Origin of the sequence: Paenibacillus caseinilyticus (genome assembly GCF_027533645.1) — a bacterium.
GTDB lineage: Bacteria > Bacillota > Bacilli > Paenibacillales > NBRC-103111 > Paenibacillus_G > Paenibacillus_G caseinilyticus.
Genome location: NZ_JAQAGY010000009.1, coordinates 1 through 18,652, shown reverse-complemented (window position 1 = coordinate 18,652; position 18,652 = coordinate 1). Strand labels below are relative to the sequence as shown.

14 protein-coding genes, 2 pseudogenes and 1 other annotated feature are annotated in these 18,652 nt (G+C 56.8%); of the genes and pseudogenes, 9 read left to right on the top strand and 7 right to left on the bottom strand.

Translation table 11 applies throughout. From position 1 onward, the window contains the following. Window positions 1–124: 124 nt before the first annotated feature. The 3 genes from O9H32_RS15075 to O9H32_RS15065 form a co-directional block, all read right to left on the bottom strand. The gene (locus O9H32_RS15075; RefSeq protein WP_269866939.1) at window positions 125–607 is read right to left on the bottom strand and encodes a hypothetical protein; all 483 of its coding nucleotides are present in this window, start codon (window positions 605–607) and stop codon (window positions 125–127) included. A 435-nt stretch (window positions 608–1,042) separates the two neighbouring features. Further along, window positions 1,043–1,264 carry a helix-turn-helix domain-containing protein gene (locus O9H32_RS15070; protein WP_269866938.1) on the bottom strand — a complete coding sequence of 74 codons (222 nt, stop codon included), beginning with the start codon at window positions 1,262–1,264 and terminating at the stop codon, window positions 1,043–1,045. A gap of 10 nt (window positions 1,265–1,274) precedes the next feature. Further along, window positions 1,275–1,757, bottom strand: a complete 483-nt coding sequence (locus O9H32_RS15065) for a DUF2975 domain-containing protein (RefSeq protein WP_269866937.1) — start codon at window positions 1,755–1,757, stop codon at window positions 1,275–1,277. A gap of 201 nt (window positions 1,758–1,958) precedes the next feature. After that, window positions 1,959–2,211: a binding site (T-box leader), on the top strand. Between the two features lie 49 nt (window positions 2,212–2,260). On the opposite strand from O9H32_RS15065, the gene ileS reads away from it, so the two are divergent. From ileS to O9H32_RS15045, 4 genes are all read left to right on the top strand, one after another. Further along, window positions 2,261–5,341, top strand: coding sequence for an isoleucine--tRNA ligase (ileS, locus tag O9H32_RS15060; protein ID WP_269866936.1), 3,081 nt, complete (start codon window positions 2,261–2,263; stop codon window positions 5,339–5,341). Window positions 5,342–5,481: 140 nt separating this feature from the next. Next, window positions 5,482–5,775, top strand: coding sequence for a DUF6509 family protein (locus tag O9H32_RS15055; protein ID WP_269866935.1), 294 nt, complete (start codon window positions 5,482–5,484; stop codon window positions 5,773–5,775). Between the two features lie 166 nt (window positions 5,776–5,941). Continuing rightward, window positions 5,942–6,607 (top strand): HoxN/HupN/NixA family nickel/cobalt transporter, encoded by a 666-nt coding sequence (locus tag O9H32_RS15050; protein WP_269866934.1) that lies wholly within the window; start codon window positions 5,942–5,944, stop codon window positions 6,605–6,607. Between the two features lie 239 nt (window positions 6,608–6,846). Next, a complete protein-coding gene (locus tag O9H32_RS15045) occupies window positions 6,847–8,166 on the top strand; it encodes a hypothetical protein (protein WP_269866933.1) in 1,320 nt (439 codons plus the stop codon). A gap of 52 nt (window positions 8,167–8,218) precedes the next feature. Here O9H32_RS15045 and O9H32_RS15040 read toward each other — a convergent pair whose 3' ends face one another. Continuing rightward, complete coding sequence (locus O9H32_RS15040) at window positions 8,219–8,977, bottom strand: SAM-dependent methyltransferase (protein ID WP_269866932.1); 759 nt, start codon at window positions 8,975–8,977, stop codon at window positions 8,219–8,221. A gap of 174 nt (window positions 8,978–9,151) precedes the next feature. Continuing rightward, window positions 9,152–10,129 (bottom strand): proline dehydrogenase family protein, encoded by a 978-nt coding sequence (locus O9H32_RS15035; RefSeq protein WP_269867169.1) that lies wholly within the window; start codon window positions 10,127–10,129, stop codon window positions 9,152–9,154. Between the two features lie 197 nt (window positions 10,130–10,326). Here O9H32_RS15035 and O9H32_RS15030 point away from each other — a divergent pair. After that, window positions 10,327–10,572: pseudogene (locus tag O9H32_RS15030) on the top strand (DinB family protein); the annotation flags it as partial. Window positions 10,573–10,853: 281 nt separating this feature from the next. Here O9H32_RS15030 and O9H32_RS15025 read toward each other — a convergent pair. Then, window positions 10,854–12,575 carry a S41 family peptidase gene (locus O9H32_RS15025; RefSeq protein ID WP_269866930.1) on the bottom strand — a complete coding sequence of 574 codons (1,722 nt, stop codon included), beginning with the start codon at window positions 12,573–12,575 and terminating at the stop codon, window positions 10,854–10,856. A 16-nt stretch (window positions 12,576–12,591) separates the two neighbouring features. Then, a complete protein-coding gene (locus O9H32_RS15020; RefSeq protein ID WP_269866929.1) occupies window positions 12,592–13,458 on the bottom strand; it encodes an S-layer homology domain-containing protein in 867 nt (288 codons plus the stop codon). A 219-nt stretch (window positions 13,459–13,677) separates the two neighbouring features. Here O9H32_RS15020 and O9H32_RS15015 point away from each other — a divergent pair, with 219 nt between their 5' ends. From O9H32_RS15015 to O9H32_RS15000, 4 genes and pseudogenes are all read left to right on the top strand, one after another. After that, window positions 13,678–16,005: a helix-turn-helix domain-containing protein gene (locus O9H32_RS15015; RefSeq protein WP_269866928.1), complete on the top strand. Its 2,328-nt coding sequence runs from the start codon at window positions 13,678–13,680 to the stop codon at window positions 16,003–16,005. 127 nt (window positions 16,006–16,132) lie between these two features. Beyond that, a complete protein-coding gene (locus O9H32_RS15010; protein ID WP_269867168.1) occupies window positions 16,133–17,146 on the top strand; it encodes a tripartite tricarboxylate transporter substrate binding protein in 1,014 nt (337 codons plus the stop codon). Between the two features lie 60 nt (window positions 17,147–17,206). Next, complete coding sequence (gene kdgT / locus O9H32_RS15005) at window positions 17,207–18,208, top strand: 2-keto-3-deoxygluconate transporter (RefSeq protein ID WP_269866927.1); 1,002 nt, start codon at window positions 17,207–17,209, stop codon at window positions 18,206–18,208. Window positions 18,209–18,413: 205 nt separating this feature from the next. Continuing rightward, window positions 18,414–18,652, top strand: a pseudogene (locus tag O9H32_RS15000) (IS5/IS1182 family transposase); the annotation flags it as partial.

Below are 18,652 nucleotides of genomic sequence, written 5' to 3'. Positions count from 1 at the left end.
AGTCATATTCTCACGTAAGTTGTTGAATTGCCTCTTCTGTTTATTTTCGCAAACACACTTAAAAGGAAAAGCCCGTAGCAAACTATATGCTAGGGCTGTTCCGAATTCTTATTAGGACACCCAATTAGTAAATGTAACCTTGAATGCCTTCCAATGTGTACCCGTCCCGGCCAGAACCTAGTTCACCAAAATTGGTGGTATAGAAATGATCGGTTCCATTATAGTACCTGTAAAGGGGAGTAGTTCCTGGTTGAGGTTGAGAATTAATATAGCCTTGAATTCCTTCAAATACATACCCGTCTCTACCATTTCCAAGCTCATCAAAGCTAGTAGTATAGAAGTGTTCAGTTCCATTGTAATATCTGTAGAGTGGAAGGGTATCTGCAACTTGTTGTGTATAAATATAGCCTTGAATTCCCTCTAAGTTATAACCATCTTTACCACTACCAAGTTCTCCATAGTTGGTTGTATAGAAATGATCTGTTCCATTGTAATAACGATAGAGAGCCTCGGTCCCGTTGGGTGCCGCACTTGCAGAGCCCGCAAATCCCAGGCAAGTAATTAAAGTAAACATTAATAGCAACAGTGTAGAGACGCGTTTCTTCATTTCAAAAGCTCCCTCCGTATGGAAAAATAATAGGTTAGCTGGCCAGCTATTACCGTTTTCTATTCTCTCATATGGAATAAAATGTTACAATAGTAATTTAGTTCCATAAATTATAATATTGTGTAAATGTCCTAAAATATACATTTATAGTGAAAACATCTGCTCCTTCTGTAATGTTGTCAGTCGTCCCAACAACAAAAAGGGAAGAAGCAGATGTACATCCGACCAGTATAATCAATGAAATGCTCGACATAGCTCGACATATAAAGCTGCAGACTAACCAATTGTGAAAGGAAGCAATCTGGAAGGAATGTCAGTCAATTTAAGTCATTCCCTCTGTAAACAAGCAACCCTGCCATCTTATCCGGAAAGGACGAATGGCAAGCGCATGGTTCGGCATCTGCTTCTCCTTAACGTAATGAGCACGTCATCCTGTTACTCCTCGCTTTCCGCCTCACTGCGGTATTCAAGAATATCACCAGGTTGACAATCTAATGCTTTACATATCGCGTCTAAAGTTGAAAATCGAATGGCTTTCGCCTTTCCATTCTTCAATATGGAGAGATTCGCCATTGTGATACCCACTTTTTGAGTAAGCTCGGTCACGCTCATTTTCCTTTTAGCCAGCATCACATCAATATTGATGATAATCGCCATGTTATTCACCTCAGATCGTTAAATCATTTTCTGATTTGATATCAATAGATTCTTGTAAAAGCCTCTGGAGAACACCGGCGAAGGTCGCAATCACCAGGGAAGCGAATGGAACAACCAAACCGACAAAGATGACACCCGGGGCGTCGTCGATCTCCGCAAAGTAATAGAACATGGGCAAGACCAGCAGATGCAGCCCGCTAATGGTGAGGGCACAGTATTTGATTTTCTTTAAAGCCGTTACAGATAATTCGGAGAAAGCTTTATTCTGGTCAATGTAACTTAACAGTTGAAAAGCTTGATACAGAGCAAAGTAAAATGGTACCGCCGATGCATAAAATATGATGGAAACGAGATATTTCATATAAGCAAGCTCCGGAAACAATGTTGCTGTCGTTTTCGCTAATTCAGGCACCAAGAATAGGCACAAAAGAAGAACAGGAATTCCTATAATTATAACAGCCAGCTTTAAAAAGAGCGTCGTTCCCCGTTTCATAAAGAGAGCACCTCACTTCGTAATTTTCAATTCTGAATGTACCATATGATTTATCGTTAATCAATATATTTATGTTGAAAAACATTAATACCTTTTGCTGATGGGGACATCTCCTTCAAGGTAAACAGGCCGGGCGATTGACAGCAAACTGGATTATGGTGTATAACATGACTAAGCAATGCAATGCACATATTATCCCATTGAAATTCATTGACGAGAAAGAGTATGCTGAACCCCTTGTCCCCCAGAGAGTTGGCCCTGTGCTGAAAGCCAACGTTCAAGGCTTAGCGGAAAATCCTCTCCGAGAAGGAAGGCTGAAGCAGTAGAGTAAGCCGCCCCGGGATCCCGCCGTTACAAGGGACGCGTATGTTGGTACGCAGAGTTGTCGCAAGATCACAGGGTGTGGTCGTGCGGAACGAGGGTGGTAACGCGAGAATCGAATCTCGTCCCTTACGGGGCGGGATTTTTTTGTTTTTTCCAGAAGCCCGAAGGAGTGGATTCCCATGAGAAAAGTAGATGTAAAAGAAAAAGCAAGAGCGCGCGAGCTGCGTATCCTTAGGCAATGGCAGCAAAACGAAACGTTCCGGAAGTCGGTCGAGGGCCGGGAGGGGAAGCCGAACTTCGTCTTCTATGAAGGCCCCCCGACAGCCAATGGGAAGCCCCATATCGGCCACGTGCTCGGACGCGTGATCAAGGACTTCATCGGACGGTACAAAACGATGGCCGGCTACCGGGTCGTCCGCAAGGCCGGATGGGATACGCACGGATTGCCCGTGGAGCTCGGGGTGGAGAAGATGCTGGGCATCTCGGGGAAGCAGGACATTGAGAAGTACGGCGTAGCGGAATTCGTGGAGCAATGCAAGAGCTCCGTGTTCGAATACGAGAAGCAGTGGCGCGATCTCACGGAAGCCATCGCTTATTGGACGGACCTGGATGATCCGTATATCACCCTGAAGAAGGAGTACATCGAGAGCGTATGGAACATTCTGGCTGAGATTCACAGCAAAGGCTATCTGTACAAGGGCCACCGCGTCAGTCCCTATTGTCCGGACTGCCAGACCACGCTCAGCTCCCATGAGGTGGCGCAAGGGTACGAGGATGTGAAGGACTTAAGCGCGACCGTGAAGTTCAGGAGCAAGGAAGGCGGTCTTACTTTCCTTGCCTGGACGACCACGCCATGGACGCTTCCGTCTAACGTCGCCTTGGCTGTGAATAAGGATCTCGAGTATGCGAAAGTGAAGCAGGGCGGGGAGGTGTATGTGGTCGCCAAGAACCTTGTCGACCGTGTGATGCAGGGGGACTATGAGATCCAGTCCACGCATCTGGGCTCGGAGTTCGCAGGCATGGCTTATGAACCGCCTTTTGGCTATATCCAAGTCACCAAAGGGCATATCGTCGTCGATGCGGACTATGTCAGCGACACCAGCGGTACCGGTATGGTTCACCTGGCCCCGGCTCACGGGGAGGACGACTACCGTACATGCCGCGAGCATGGTTTGGACTTTGTGAATACGGTCAATCTGGCCGGACGATACACCGAGCAGGTCGGCGAGTGGGCCGGACGTTTCGTGAAGGATTGTGACGTCGATATCATCAAGAGCTTGGCCGAGCGCGGTTTGCTCTTCTCCAAAGAACGCTATGAGCACAGCTATCCGTTCTGCTGGCGCTGCAAATCCCCGCTGCTGTATTACGCGATGGAAAGCTGGTTCATCCGGACGACGGCCGTCAAGGAGCAGCTGATCGCGAACAACAGCCGGATCGACTGGTATCCAGATCATCTCCGCGAGGGCCGCTTCGGTAAATTCCTGGAGGAGCTGGTGGACTGGAATATCAGCCGGAACCGCTACTGGGGGACCCCGCTCAACATTTGGGTATGCGGGGATTGCGGATCGGAGTATGCGCCGAGAAGCCACAAGGACCTGCGTGAGCGGGCGGCAGGGAAGGTCGACGAGAACCTGGAGCTGCATAAGCCTTATGTGGATGAGGTTACTCTGCGCTGTTCCTGCGGAGGCCGTATGGAGCGTACGCCGGAAGTGATCGACGTGTGGTTCGACAGCGGCTCGATGCCGTTCGCCCAGTACCATCATCCCTCCGCCGGCGACGGGAAGTTCGAGGATCAGTATCCTGCGGATATGATCTGCGAAGGCATCGACCAGACGAGAGGCTGGTTCTTCAGCCTGCTGGCCGTGTCCACCCTGTATAACGGACAGCTGCCCTACAAAGCGGTCATCTCGACCGGGCACGTGCTCGACGAGAAGGGGCTCAAGATGTCCAAAAGCAAAGGCAATGTGGTCGACCCTTGGGACATCATTGAAGCATACGGAGCCGACGCGTTCCGCTGGGCTCTGCTGGCCGACAGTGCGCCTTGGAACAGCAAGCGGTTCTCCAAAGGGATCGTAGCCGAAGCCAAATCGAAGGTGATCGATACGCTGACCCATACGCACGCATTCTATGCCCTGTACGCCGCGATGGACGGCTATCTTCCGGAAGACTATCCGGCGCAGCCGCCGGCTAGTGTGCTGGACCGCTGGATCTTGTCAAGGCTGCACAGCACCTTGCGGCAGGTAAGGAAGGGGCTCGAAGCTTACGACTTCCTGAATCCGGCCAAGGGGATCGAAGCCCTCATCGACGAGCTCAGCAACTGGTACATCCGGCGCTCGCGCGACCGGTTCTGGGGCAGCGGGATGACGGCGGATAAAATCTCCGCCTACCAGACGCTGGGCGAAGTGCTCTTGACGCTGTCGCAGATGATGGCTCCTTACACGCCGTTCCTCGCCGAAGAGCTCTTCAGCAACCTGGGGGGCGAAGGAAGCGTGCATCTGACGGATTATCCGGAAGCCGATGAATCCCTGATTGATGCCGATCTCGAAGAGGAGATGGAGACGGCCCGGCGCATCGTGGAGCTGACGCGCAGCATCCGGAGCGATACCGGACTTAAGACCCGCCAGCCATTGTCGGAATTGAAGATCATCCTGACGCGCCCGTTCGACCTGGCCCGGTTCCAGGAGATCATTCAGGACGAAACGAACGTCAAAGACGTCCGGATCGAACAATCCGACAGTGAGATTGCCGAGTTCCGGCTCAAGCTGAATCTCAAAACGGCGGGCAAAAAGTACGGTAAGCAGGTCGGTGCTATTCAGAACCATCTCAAACAATTATCCGCCGGAGAAGCCAAACGGGCCGTGGATCAGGGCTTCCTCCAAGTGACATTGGATGGGGAAGAACGCTCTATCGCGTTGGATGAGCTGCTCGTCGACAAACAAGCGAAAACAGGCTTTGCCTCCGCGTCCGGCTACGGTATCACCGCTGCCCTCAATACGGAGATCACCCGGGAGCTGGAACAAGAGGGCATCGTTCGGGAAGTCGTACGTGCGGTCCAAGATTACCGGAAAAAGCTGGATTTGCCGATCGAGCAGCGAATCGATCTCGTACTCGATGTCGATCCTGATGTGAAGGAAGCGATTGAACGATTCAGGCAGGTGCTGCAGGAGAACGTGCTTCTGGCCAGTCTCGCTTTTGGCCCGGCCGAAGGCATGGAGACGGTCCCGGCGGCCGGCATGCGCCTTGGGATCAAGATTGGATAATCCTTGCAAGTCCCTTGGCCTTCCGCTTCCGCAGGAGCCGGCATCGGAAGCTGCCTCCCCGGACCACCGGTGCCGGGTTTCTGGCCTTCTGCCTGTTTTGTTGTATAATAAGGGCAGAAGTCTGGAAAGGATGATTGGAATTGTTCAGCGTGACCGAATACAGCGTGGAGAAAATTAAAGATCCGTTCGGCATCATTACGGGCCAGCGTTACGAGTTCCGGCTTGACCTGGACGTGGAAGAGGATGACGAGCTCTACTCCGAACAGGGTATCTATGTCCGGGTGATCTATGGCGTCGAGGAAAGCCGCAGCGGAATCGTCAAATACGAGCTCTACGAGCGCAGCAGCGAGAAATACCTCGAGTTCGATCTCGAAGACGAGGAAGTGCAGCAGCTCGGCGCCTTCTGCAAAGAACGTCTCGAAGAAGCGGAGTGAGCCACCAATAGAAGAGTGCCTTTGTCCCGTAGGGGAGGGCGCTCTTTTTTTTGACAGGCAATTTAATGGATGAATAATTCCCGCAGGTGTGTTACATTTAGCTACGAGAGTAACACGGTGACGCAGCAGCGTGACACGACTTTACGATGATGCAGGAGGTATTCCCATGGAAGTCAGTTTGTTGTCTATACTAGCACTCGGATTCGTGCTAGGCATCAAGCATGCGATAGAACCGGATCATGTCATCGCTGTATCGACGATCGCCAGTCAGAGCAGGAAGTTATCCCGCTCGTCGCTGGCCGGCGTATTCTGGGGGCTGGGCCATACGGCGACGTTGTTCATTGTCGGCCTCGTGCTTCTGATCATGAAGGACGAGATTCCGGAGAAATGGGCCATGTCCCTCGAGTTCCTGGTCGGGATCATGCTTGTGTATCTGGGGATGACGACGATTCTTTCCTTCAAACAGGTGCATAAACCAGGAGCCGCTCATGGGCACGATCATGGTCACCGGCCGGTTTCCTATGCGAAGTCGATGTGGATCGGCCTCGTTCACGGTCTGGCCGGAAGCGGAGCGATGGTGCTGCTGACGATGAGTACGGTTCAGAGCGTGTGGGAGGGGGCTGTGTATATTCTGGTCTTTGGGGCCGGAACGGTCCTCGGTATGCTCTTATTTACGACGGTGATCGGGATTCCTTTTGTCCTCACGGCGAAGAAGGCGAGTCTCAATAAACCGCTGACGGGGCTCACGGGGGCGATCAGTGCCGGCTTTGGTGTGTATTACATGTACAACCTCGGCGTAACCGAGGGATTGTTTAAGCTGTGGGTGCAGTAACCGCAGTCCCTTGTTTTCTTAATGAAGTAAACCTTGCTTATAAAATAAGACTGGGGGAAGCACTTGCGCAGGGTCATCGCGATGACTCCGCGCAAGTGCTTCTTCGCGTTCGCGCAGGACTTATCCTCAGAGGCCCAGTCCCAGTCTAGGTCCAATCCAAGGGTTCTGACTTGGAAACCTATTCAAACCCCGGTACGTCTATAGGGCTGTAATGTCATGAAGCGATAACGAGGTGGAGTATGCAAAGAACAAGAAGAACCGCTCTCATCCTTGGACTCTTGGCAAGTATGGCGTCCGGTCCGCTGACGGCACGGGTTCATGCGGACGGCCCGCAGGACTTGACCGGCCAGCCTCAGACCCTTACGCTCTTCGAGTCCACAGCGATCTACGATCAATTCGTGGAAGTCGGCCGGATCGCGCCCCAGCAAGTTCAAGTGCTGGAAGTCTCCAAAATAAGAAGAGGACACGGGGAAGGGTACCTAGTGCCGATGTACCGCATCCCCACGTGGCTCGGCGAGCGGTGGATTATCCCGGATAACGCCCTCAGAGGCAGCCAGATGCCTCTCGATGTCGACCTGGAGCTTTCGCAAGAGGAGAAGGTGTACGCCGATCCGGGATTATTGTCGCCTACAGGAACCGTCGGCAAGCAGACCGCAAGAGCGGTGGCGCAGTGGGATGGGCGGTACCAGATCCAGACGCCCGGTGGAACAGGATGGATTGCCCCCCGCGGGCAGGTGCTCGCCGGGATCAAGCCGCTTCAGACGGAAGTGGCCTTGACCGCTCCGAATACCCGATTGTTCCGTTTTCCCCGCGATGAGATCGGAGCAAGCATAACGCCCCAGAAGGTGCATGTCACGGGGGTGTGGAGAGACTGGTACCGGGCGGATTCCTGGTTAGGACCCGTATGGTTCCGGCTTCATGAAGGGGATGCCGTCGATCGATATAACGACATTGAGGTAGGATTGGGGCTTTTTTACTTAGATGAGAAAGAGACGCGATTCCAAGCAACGGTGCGGCTGGGACCGACATGGCGCGATACGGGAGAGACGGTTCCGGTCGGCTTTCGTGTTGTCTTCTATAACGATAAGGGAGAGCGGATCAGCACCTCCTCTGGAGCAGCCCTGGAGCTTCGTGGCAGCGAACCGTCGACTGCGGTATTGACCGCTGACCCTGGCGCCGGGCAGTATGCGTTGGCTACGATACACATAGGCATGCTCAATCACCACCTTGCCCGTGATATCAGCCCGGCAGACCCCATGTCGGTTACGGACCCCGCCCATACCGATCTTCGGTTAGGCGCGATTCAGGTTAGGCAGGAAGGGGCGTTCAGCATCGTGAACGGCCAATATACCTTCATGCTTCCGGGGGAGCATCGGGTAGAGGCGCAGCTGTCGTTTGCGGATGCCGAGGGAAAGGTGATCGCGGAGGCCCCCCTGAGCCTCGACTTCGATGCGTCCTATTCGGGGAAGGCATCCACCATCGGGCCCTTCGAGGTTGTCCTGCCGGCAGACGTGACCGGATACGCCTCCGCAGCATTAAAGGTAGTATCTGTGAAGTAGCGGAGCCGCGTCCAGTGATACGTATGTCAGGTAGAGCTTCGCTCCGGCCGACTTAACCCGGCTTACGGAACAAGTACAAGCCGAAGCCCAACGTATCCCGTCCCCACGTCATGTAGGTATTGCGCCACCGGCGGCTTTTATCGAGCATCGCGGGGAGATCCGGATCGTCCGGCTGCTCGAGCGCGTAATCCTCAATGGATTTGGCATACAGCCATTCATAGTCGTCCCACTCGTCTTCGCTGGTTACCGCTGCCCATATTGGAATCAGGCCGGCCTCTTCGCCGGCCGTCACGTTGCCGGCATGGTCCGTGATCTCGGACTCCTCGGCGCCGCCGCCGAGCGCTTCCAGGTAAGCGGGCGCCGGCTTCTGCTTCCAGTAGCCTTCGCCCAGCAGCAGCGTGCCGCCCGGTCTCAGTAGGGGGAAGAGCTTGGCGAAGACCGCATCCCGGCCGCCCAGCGCATGACTGGAGCCGACGCAGAGCGCCGCGTCCAGGCTGCCATCGGGGATTCTCGCGATCTCTTCTCCCGCGTCGCCTATGGCATAGGTAAGGGCACCTTCGGCTGCGCGGCCCTGTGCGCGGGAGAGGCCGAGCTCCGCGGCTTCCGCGCTAAGTTCGAGTGCGGTCACGCAGACTCCGAACCGTTCGATCATGCGCAGCGCGAGCTCCCCCTGCCCGGCTCCGACGTCCAATACGCGGGCTCCCGGGAATAGTCCCATGCGTTCGAGCATGCGGGCCAGCTTCGTTTGGTCCAAAGGGTTATAGAACGCATGATGCCTATGGGCGATCATCGAGAATTTGTTGCGGTCCATGAATGCACTCCTCTTACAGCTTCGTTTCCTTCATTCTACGCGGCGGTGCCGTCCCCTCGCAAAGGAAAGATCGAGTGTAAACCAAATCTTACCGTGAATGCATGCGGCCGCCTGGAGCGGGGGAGGGCCTGTTCTATGGGCACCGCGTTCAATCAAAAGAGGCTGCCGGGCTGCTCAATAGAGCGCGGACCGGCCCGCTGCACCGGTGATCATATCCGTGATGGCCGTATACACATTCGGGGGATACTCGGCGATCCGGTGAAGGAGGTACAGGAACCACTCGGATCCGTAAGTCAAGTAGATCCGGACCGGCGCGCCGGCTGCCCGCAGGTTCGCCGCCAGATCCGGCCGGATCCCGTACAGCATCTCCAGCTCCACCTGCGGCCCCTTCAGGTAACCCCGCTCGGCCGCTGTCCGGATCAGGCGCTCGTCATGGGTGGCGATCGACACCGGCTGCCCCGCACGGATACAGCGGTCCAAGAGCTCCAGATACCGCGCATTCAGGGCATCGGAGCGCGGGATGCTCTCGTCCTCCAGATAGGCGCCTTTGACGATACGAATGCGTCCCGGGCAGGCCAGCACCCGCTCCAGATCATGCGGAGTCCTCTCCAGCTGCGCCTGAAGGGTAATCCCGACATGGGAGTGCTCAGCCGCTGCTCTCTCGTACACAGCAAGGATGCCCTCCGTCTTCTCCGATTCTTCCATGCTGATCACAAGCTCCATCCCGTGCAGCTGTGCCAGCTCCGCCAATTGCGTGAGATGCAAATAAGCAAGCTCCGGGTCAACCGCGAGGCCAATATGGGAGAGGTCCAGCGAGATGCGGGAAGTCATGCCTGCCCTGCCAAGTTCCTGAATCAATTGCATGAATTCCAAGGCCGCCTGCTTGCATTCTTCCGCATCCGCCGTATTCTCGCCGATATATTCGAGCGACACCGCGTATCCTTTCTCCATGAGCTGACGGGCGGTAACGATGCCTTCCTGCCGGGTCTCGCCAGCGATATACCTCGCTGCTGCCCGGCTGACGATCCGGTATATCTCGGGGGACTGTTCCACATACAACTTGACATCCTGACGGCGGGCGGCACTCCGCAGCGCTTCGGCGCACTTCGCTTCATTGCGCACGGCTTCGTGCAGCCAACTTTCATTCAACATAAGCTCTTTCAACGCGCGATCCCTCCTGTGAGTAAGACTGGTATCATTGTACGGGGATTCACCTCAAGGCGTATTGTACAAAATTGCTGGGGGAAAGGAGATTAGCCGCGGCCGGGCGAATTTATTTAAAATGCTAGAATTTATATCTCGCCAGAGCTCGATCCTGCCTTCTTGTATTTCGGAGCGATGATTACGATACGCCGGTCGAAGATTCGCTGATGCTGCTGCAGGCACTGCACAGCCGGTTTGCCGTGCTGCTCCGCTCCTTAGAGCCGCCGGAGTTCCAGCGGACATTCACAAGTCCCGCTCATGGCGTCATGAATCTGGATACGGCTCTGCAGAGATTCGTTTGGCACGGCCGGCATCATACGGCCCGGATTGTTTCGCTTGGGGCACGCTCGGGGTGGTCCGTTCCTATGGCGGGGAGTGGAAGGAACGGCTGAGGACATATGGAGGGGGAGAGAAACATGGACGTAAAGTATCTCATCCACTGGCAGTTCTTTATATTCTTTATGATCCTCTTCTGCAAATCCGAGACTTTCTTTGGCCAATACTGGATGATCTGGATCCTCATTATTTCCATAGGGATGGGGCTCGTGGATTGTAGGCCTGGAACACCCATTCATTTGTATCCATTCCAAAGAACCCCCGTCTCCCGGTCGGGCCGGTGTGAGAACTTGCGCCGCCTGACGGGAAATGGGGGTATTTGGTTTGTGTAAGGGATCTATTCCGCCGTTACTTCAAGCACGGCGCCGCTCTTCAGAGGGGATCCTTGGGCGGACTGCATCGGAGGCTGTATTGCCAGCCAGTACGCTGTGCCTGCCTTCAAGGGCTCCGCGGGTACGACATGCAGCTCATCTGCGCGGCTCCAGCTGACCTCCACAGGCACCGCATGCCCCGTCTCCTTCTCGGTCAGCCGCACGCGGTCCGCCATGACGGAATCCGGGTTCATGCTCTGCGAGAAGACGACATGGAAGGTCTTGTCCAGCGGCACCTGCTCCAAGGTACCCATGTCCTTGAACCCGGGGTAGTACAGCGGCCACCGCTTCTCCAGCGCTGCCCCGCCGGCCTGAATCCAGGCAGCACCGCTTCTTATCTCTACGGAGCCGGGTTCCGCTTGCTGGAGCAAATGGCGGAAGGCGGCTGTGTTCTGCTCCAGCCGGAGGCTCTCCCCAGACAGCTGTAGCTGCTGGCTGCCCAGTCGAAGTCGAAGATCGCCATCCTTCGTACCCGCTTCAGGGTGAAGCAGCATCTCGGCGATCTTCACCCAGTCTTCCGCAGGCAGGGAAGCCAGGGACAGGTCGGGCTTCAGGCCGATGTGATTATAGCTCTCACCGCTGACACCCCCGAGAAATTCCATGTCTGTGAGGAGCAGGACGCCTCCTTCAGGAAGCGGGATGTGCAGTTGACTGACTCCTTTGCCGAACGTGGTTTCTCCAAGGGTATAGACCGCGTGGTTCTCTTGCAGAGATGAGGCCAGAAGCTCCGCCGCGCTGGCAGTAAGACGGTCGACCAGCAGGAAGACGGGCTTGCCGGGATCCCAAAGGGGACCGGAGGCCGATTCTAAAGCGTTCCAATCCTGCCTGGTGCTCAATTGAATCATTCCGCTGCCGGGAGGAAGCAGGAAATCGGCGATCTCCACGGCGGGCAGTACCATTCCCCCCGTGTTCCCCCGCAGGTCAAGAATGTAGCTGTCGGGCTGCTCTTGCGTCAAGCTGTCGGATGCGGACAGAAATTGTTCCGTCGTATCGTCTGCCATGGTCGCTATCCGGATATAACCGATATGGCCATCGAGCAGGGCTCCCGTCACTACGGGCAGATCGATGTATTCCCGGGTTACCGGAATTTCAATAGTCTGGTCACCCCGTTGGACGGATAGATGAACGATACTCCCCGGCTCACCTCTCAGGAGGGCTGACGCCTCCGCTTCGGGCATACCGGCAAGGATGGCCCCATCTACAGCTTTGATGACATCGCCTGCCAGCAGACCGGCCTCTTGGGCAGGTGTGTGCGGATACACCTCCGTAATGACCAATCCCCCGGAAGCGCCTTGAATGAAAGTGCCGATTCCCGCGTACTCCCGGTTGATGCGCCCGAGGTAGGTCTCGTAGTCTGCCGCTGTCATGTATCTCGTGTAAGGATCGCCAAATTGTACCTGCACCGCGGCGATTATGTCTTCGATGGAACCCATCCTCAGGATGTCGGCAGGCACTTCATACAGATAGTTATTCTGCAGGCACATACGTACCATCTCGAGATCGGTCTGCGGCAGCGGGTCGATGCTACCGTCATACACGTCCGAAGAAACGGTCTCTTCTCCGGCCGGAGCACAGACCCTATCTTCGTCTTCAGCTGCTGCCGGGGCAGGGTGCGCAGCTGCCCCAACCAGCAGGCTGCCGGCAAGGAAAGCGGATAATAGCAGGGAGTGCAGGCGTCTTGCTGTCATAAGTAAGGGAGCTCCTTTAATAGATTTGGATAATTTCGACGTCTCCTGTCTCTGGAGACGGTACAGGTGCCGGTTCCGAGTCATCGGAATCGTTGTCATGATCACGAACATCGTCATCGTGGTGGTCCGAAGCGGAGTCCGGGCTGCCGTTTCCGTCAGACGAACCCGAACTGGATCCGCTGCCGCCCGAGGAGGAGGAGCTGCCGCCAGGGTCCGGCTGAACCAGGGCCGGCTCCGGTTCTTTGGGCTCTTCCGGCTTCTTGTCCTGTGCAGCCGCTTCCTCCGCGCGGATATACCGCGCGGTGACGGAAGCGGCCTGTTCGAGCGTCGTCGTTCCCTGCGGCTGGAATTCATGGTTCGGGAAGCCGGAGATCAGGCCGTATTCCACCGCGGCGCCAACCGCATCGAGCGCCCACGGGGAGATGGCGTCCTTGTCCGTGAACGTCAGCAGGCTGCCTTTGCCGCCGCTCGGCAGACCCAGGGCGCGCACATACAGGACCACCATGCTTTCCCTGTTCAGCGGCAGTCCGCTTCCGAAGAGACCGCCGCCGATACCTTGGACGAGTCCGGCCTTCACAGCGGCTTCTATGTATGGATAAGACGGGTGGCCAGCCGGCACATCGGTGAAGGTCGGCACCGCAGGCAGCGAGCTCACATCAAGCGCCAGCGCTCTGACGAGCACCCCGATGAAGTCTTCGCGGCTGATCGCCTCCCGGGGCCGGGCCAGAAACGCGTCCCCCAACACGCCCCGGTCAGCCAGCTCCTGAAGCTCAGTCCGGGCATAGGACTGCTGGGCCTCCGGCGGCAGAAGAGCGGCCGCGCCCGCTTGTGTGGTCAAGGAAGCGGCGAGGAGCAAACTGAGACAGAATGGATAACGTTTCAACAAGATAAGCCTCCTTGGCTAGCATTTCCAAGCTATTATATCAGGGGATAGGCCCGAATCATAGAGTTGTTCGACATAATTCTACACGGATGCGGGCCGTCCGCTGCAGGTCTTGGGTCGCAATGCCTCCATTCCTTGACTTCCCCCTTCAACCGGATCAGAATAAATAGAATAAGAGAGAAATTCTGTCATAGAGGACAGAAGAAGGGCGGCGGCAGGATGCTCCGAATCCGGTTCAAATATATGCTGGCGAACAAAAGAACGAGGCTGATCCTACTACTTGCTCTCTGCATCTCGGTATGCATCGGCGCGATCGGCCTGTTCTCCTATGCCGAGTACCGCCGGGTGCTGGATACGGAGCTCAATACGCCGAATGTGGAGCTGCTCCAGATCAATCTGGATGTGACCAACCGGGCGTTCCGGGAGGCGGACAATAAGGCCGTCGATGTGTCTTACTATGAGTCCGCACTGGGCTTCATCGGGGCGGATGCTTCGGAGCGGGGAGCCCGGTCGGCCCCTCTTCAGGCTTACCTGCTGGCCCTCGCCGAGAAACCGGATCTGCACTCGATTGAAGTGCTGGCCAAGGAAGGCCGTTCCCGTGTATCGAGTCTGGACGGCTACCAAGCCCTCTGGGGTGAGGGGGAGCCGTGGGACGCCTGGCTCCAGGAATTGAACGACAAGCCCCTGCTGGTGAAGCGCAGAAGTATAGGCGGCCCGGCGGGTGCGGGACAGACCGAGCTGCTCAGCTTGGCGAGAGCAGTCCGGGAGGACGGGCAGGTCACTGGTGCCGTGATCGTCAACCTGGACTATGACCGGCTGTTCTCGAAGATGTACACGCCTTCAACGAACTATCTGTATGTCTACAACCTGGAGGGCGACCTCATCTATCCGAAGCTGAATATCCCGATACCGCTCCCCGAGATGCACGGCGTGACCGAGGGGCTCGACGTCCGGCCGTTCGCCTATGTGAAGGCGGACGGGCAGGAGTATATGGCCAACCAGACTTTCTCTGACGTGACGGGCTGGAGACTGATCTCCCTCGTGCCGCTGGAGAAACTGCTGAAGAATGCCAAGCTGGCCCGCGACATGATGCTGCTGCTCTCACTGCTCTCCATCACGGTGGGCTGCGCTGCCGTGTATTCTTATAATTACGCTGCCTTTCGGCCCTTGAAGCGGATTCAAAAGCTGCTGCGTCCGGTGCAAAGAAACGAGGTTGCACAGGGAGATCTGTATGAACTCGAACCGGTCATCGGCAAACTGGTGGAGGACTGGCACAGAGAGTCGATGGTCGCCCGGCAGAGTCTGCCGGAGCTGCGGGCCAAGTTTCTTGAGGATCTGCTGGCCCGACGTCTCGGCGCCCGGGAGGCGCAGGCCAAGTGGGAGCAGTATTTTCAGGAATGGAGGAACGGGGACCTGACGGTATTCGTCGTATCCATCGACCGGTACGGGGAGTGGGCTGCACGTTATCCGGAGGAAGACCGGAGACTACTGAAGTATGCCATGAATAATATTCTGTTGGAGGCCCTGGAGCCTGCCTGGCGGGCGGTCAGTATTGGGGATGGGCTGGATGGGGCCGCCGTACTGCTGCAGCCGAGGAATGCGGAGACAGGGGAAGGTTCCGAGGCACTGCGGCACGAAGCCGTGCGTCTGCGGGATGCGCTCTCGCAGTATTTGAACATGTCGGTATCGGTCGGCATCGGTACGGCCGTACCGATGGTTACCCAGGCTGCCCGCTCCTTAGCGGAGGCGAGAGAGGCGGTATCGTACCGGCTCTATGCCGGGTACGGCAGCATTCAGGTCTACTCGGCAGCGATGAACCTTGCAGAGAAGGACGAGCCGTCCGTTCGCGGGGACGCAGGGCTGGCGGACGGGCTCAGCGCGTTGGCGGCTGGAGGCGGCCGGTCATGGGGAGAGTGGGCCCGGAACTGGACGGAGGCATTCCGGGCGCGCGGAGCGAGGCCCTCCTGCGTGTACAGGGAGGTCGATGCGCTCGTAGAAGAACTGCTGAGAACCGCTGCCATTCACGGGTTGGTTCCTCCGGCCGAGCTGGCCGATTATACCCCGGGCCAAGGCGCCGCCCTGGCGCTTGAAGAGATTGCGGGCCTGCTCGAACACAGCCTGACCGCTGTGGCCGAAGGGCTTGGCAGCCGGAGACAGACGAGAGAATACCAGCTCGTGCAGCGGATGCAGAACTATATGGCGGACCACCTGGAGCAGAATATCGGACTGCAGGATATCGCGGACAGTGTAGGGATGGCGATCTCGTCCGTGAGCGGCATGTTCAAGGAAGAGACGGGGAGCACGATCTACGACTATTTGACGCACCTTCGAATCGACAAGGCCTGCAGATTGCTGGAGGAGACCCCGATGAAGATCGCGGACATCGCCCTGCAGGTCGGCTACCAGAACGAGAACAGCTTCATCCGTGTGTTCCGCAAGGTGAAATCCATTACGCCGGGCAGGTACCGGGAAGGTGCCAAATCTTCCGGCGGGTATGCAGATCGGCCGATATCCCGCCCGTCCGGCATATCGGAGGATCTGAAGTAAGATTGAACGATTGGCCGATGGACCGGTATGCGTTACACTCCCGTTATGCTGTGGTGAACTTGATAACCATCCATAACCCCGGGAGGTGATAGGGCACATCCTACAATAGAAGAGAGGCATGAACGTGATAACAAGACGATGGAGCCGCCGCCTGCGGAGGGCCGGTGCTGCCGCTTCACTCCTTTTGCTGCTGACAGCCTGTACGGGTGAGTGGTTTGCGGCGAAAGGGACAGGCAGCGGGCCGGAGGCATTTCCCAGGAAATCGATCACCCTGATTGTCCCGTATGCCGCCGGAGGCGGTACGGACCTGACGGCCAGAGCGCTGGCGAAGGCGGCGGAGAAGCATCTGCCCCAGCCGATCACGGTGGTGAACCGGACGGGCGGCGGCGGTTCCATCGGGCTGATGGAAGGCGCGGGGGCCAAGGCGGACGGCTACACGGTCACCTATCTCGTGGCGGAGCTGACGACGCTGCCGCATCTGGGACTGCTGCCGGTCACCTACGAGGACTTCAAGCCGATCGCCCAGACGAATCTGGACCCGTCGGCCATTACCGTGAGGGTAGAGGCGCCATGGAGAACGGCGGCGGAGTTTCTCGATTTTGCGAAAGCGCATCCAGGAAAGGTGAAGATGGGCAACGCGGGAACCGGCAGCATCTGGCATCTGGCGGCAGCCACCCTGGAGAAGGGCACGGGGGTCAAGTTCAGCCATATTCCGTTCGAGGGAGCGGGACCCGCCGTATCCGCGCTGCTGAGCGGCTTCGTCGACGCGGTGCCGGTGAGTCCGGCGGAAGTGAAGACCTATGTGGAACAGGGGAAGCTCCGCACGCTGGCGGTGAATGCCCAGCAGCCGTCCAGGGCGCTGCCCGGTGTGCCGACGTTGAAGGAGGCCACCGGCCTCAGCGTCCAGTTCACCGGTACATGGAGGGGGCTGGCTGTGCCGAAGGATACGCCGGATGAGGTGACGGCGGTGCTGGCGGATGCGTTCATGAAGGCGGCGGGAGAAGAAGAGTTCGGAACGTATATGGAGGATAACGGGCTCGGGCTGCTTGTCCGGGACGGCGAAGGCTTCCGGGAGCAGATGAAAGCCAGCCACGATGCCTTCGCCAAGCTGATTCCGGAGCTCGGATTAAGCAGGAAATAGACCGGCCCTAACCGAACAGCAGCGAATAATTGCTGCCGAGGAAGAAAGTGGTGAAGACAGATGGCTATCAAGAAAGCATTGGATAAAATCCCCGGCGGCATGATGCTCGTGCCGCTTTTTCTCGGGGCGGTCGTACACACCTTTTGGCCTGATTCGGGCAAATATTTTGGTTCCTTCACGAACGGTCTCATGACCGGAACCGTGCCAATCCTGGCGGTCTGGTTCTTCTGTATGGGGGCCGGCATCGACGTCAGGGCTACCGGTACGGTGCTGCGCAAATCCGGGACGCTGGTACTCACCAAGATTGCCGTGGCCTGGATCGTTGCGCTCATTGCCGGACAATTCCTGCCGGAAGGCGGGATCCAGTCAGGCTTCTTCGCGGGGCTCTCGGTGCTCGCGCTGATCGCCGCGATGGACATGACCAACGGCGGCCTGTACGCCTCGATCATGCAGCAGTATGGCACCAAGGAAGAGGCCGGGGCCTTCGTGCTCATGTCACTCGAGTCGGGCCCGCTCGTGACGATGCTGATTCTCGGCACCACGGGACTGGCCTCCTTCGAGCCGCACCTGTTCGTCGGCGCGGTCCTGCCGTTTCTGATCGGCTTCATCCTGGGCAACCTGGATCACGACCTGCGAGAGTTTTTCGGCAAGGCGACCCATACGATGATCCCCTTCTTCGGTTTCGCACTGGGGAACTCCATCGACCTCGGCGTCATTCTGCAGACCGGATTCCTGGGGATTCTGCTGGGGGCGGCGGTCATCGTGATCACGGGCATCCCGCTGATCCTGGCGGACAAGTGGATCGGCGGCGGGAACGGCACGGCGGGTCTTGCGGCCTCCAGTACGGCGGGCGCAGCGGTAGCCAATCCGATGATTATTGCGAACATGAAGCCGGAGTTCATGCCTGCGGCGCAGTCTGCAACCGCTTTAGTCGCAGCTTGCGTGATCGTCACCTCCATCATCGTGCCGATTCTGACGGCCTACTGGGCGGATTGGATGAAGAAGCGCAACGGGAGCATGCCGGCGCAGAACGTGGACCCTGGGCAGAGGCGAACGGTGTAAGGGGCGCAGATAAGATCACGGCCCGGGCTTTTCAGTCTGGGTTGCTATAGGATAGGAATGCACAGCAGAGAGAAGGAGCCACGCCGTGTGCGGGAGGCCACTGAAAAAGTCCGTCCTATAAAAAAGCACAGCACTTCAAGAAAATTGAAGTGGCTGTGCTTTTTTTGACGTATAATTAAGTCATCACGAAAAGTGGGTGAGACGGATGATCCAACAACAACAAAGCTTGGTTCTGAGTCCTTATGCGGCTCTGTATGATATCGTCGTGCCGAAAGATAACATGCTCCGTCAAATTAATGAACTGGTGGACTTTACCTTCATCTATGAGGAACTGGAAACAAAATATTGTTTGGACAAGGGACGCAGCGCAATTGACCCCATCCGGATGTTTAAATATTTGTTGCTGAAAACCATCTTTGAACTATCTGACGTAGATATTGTCGA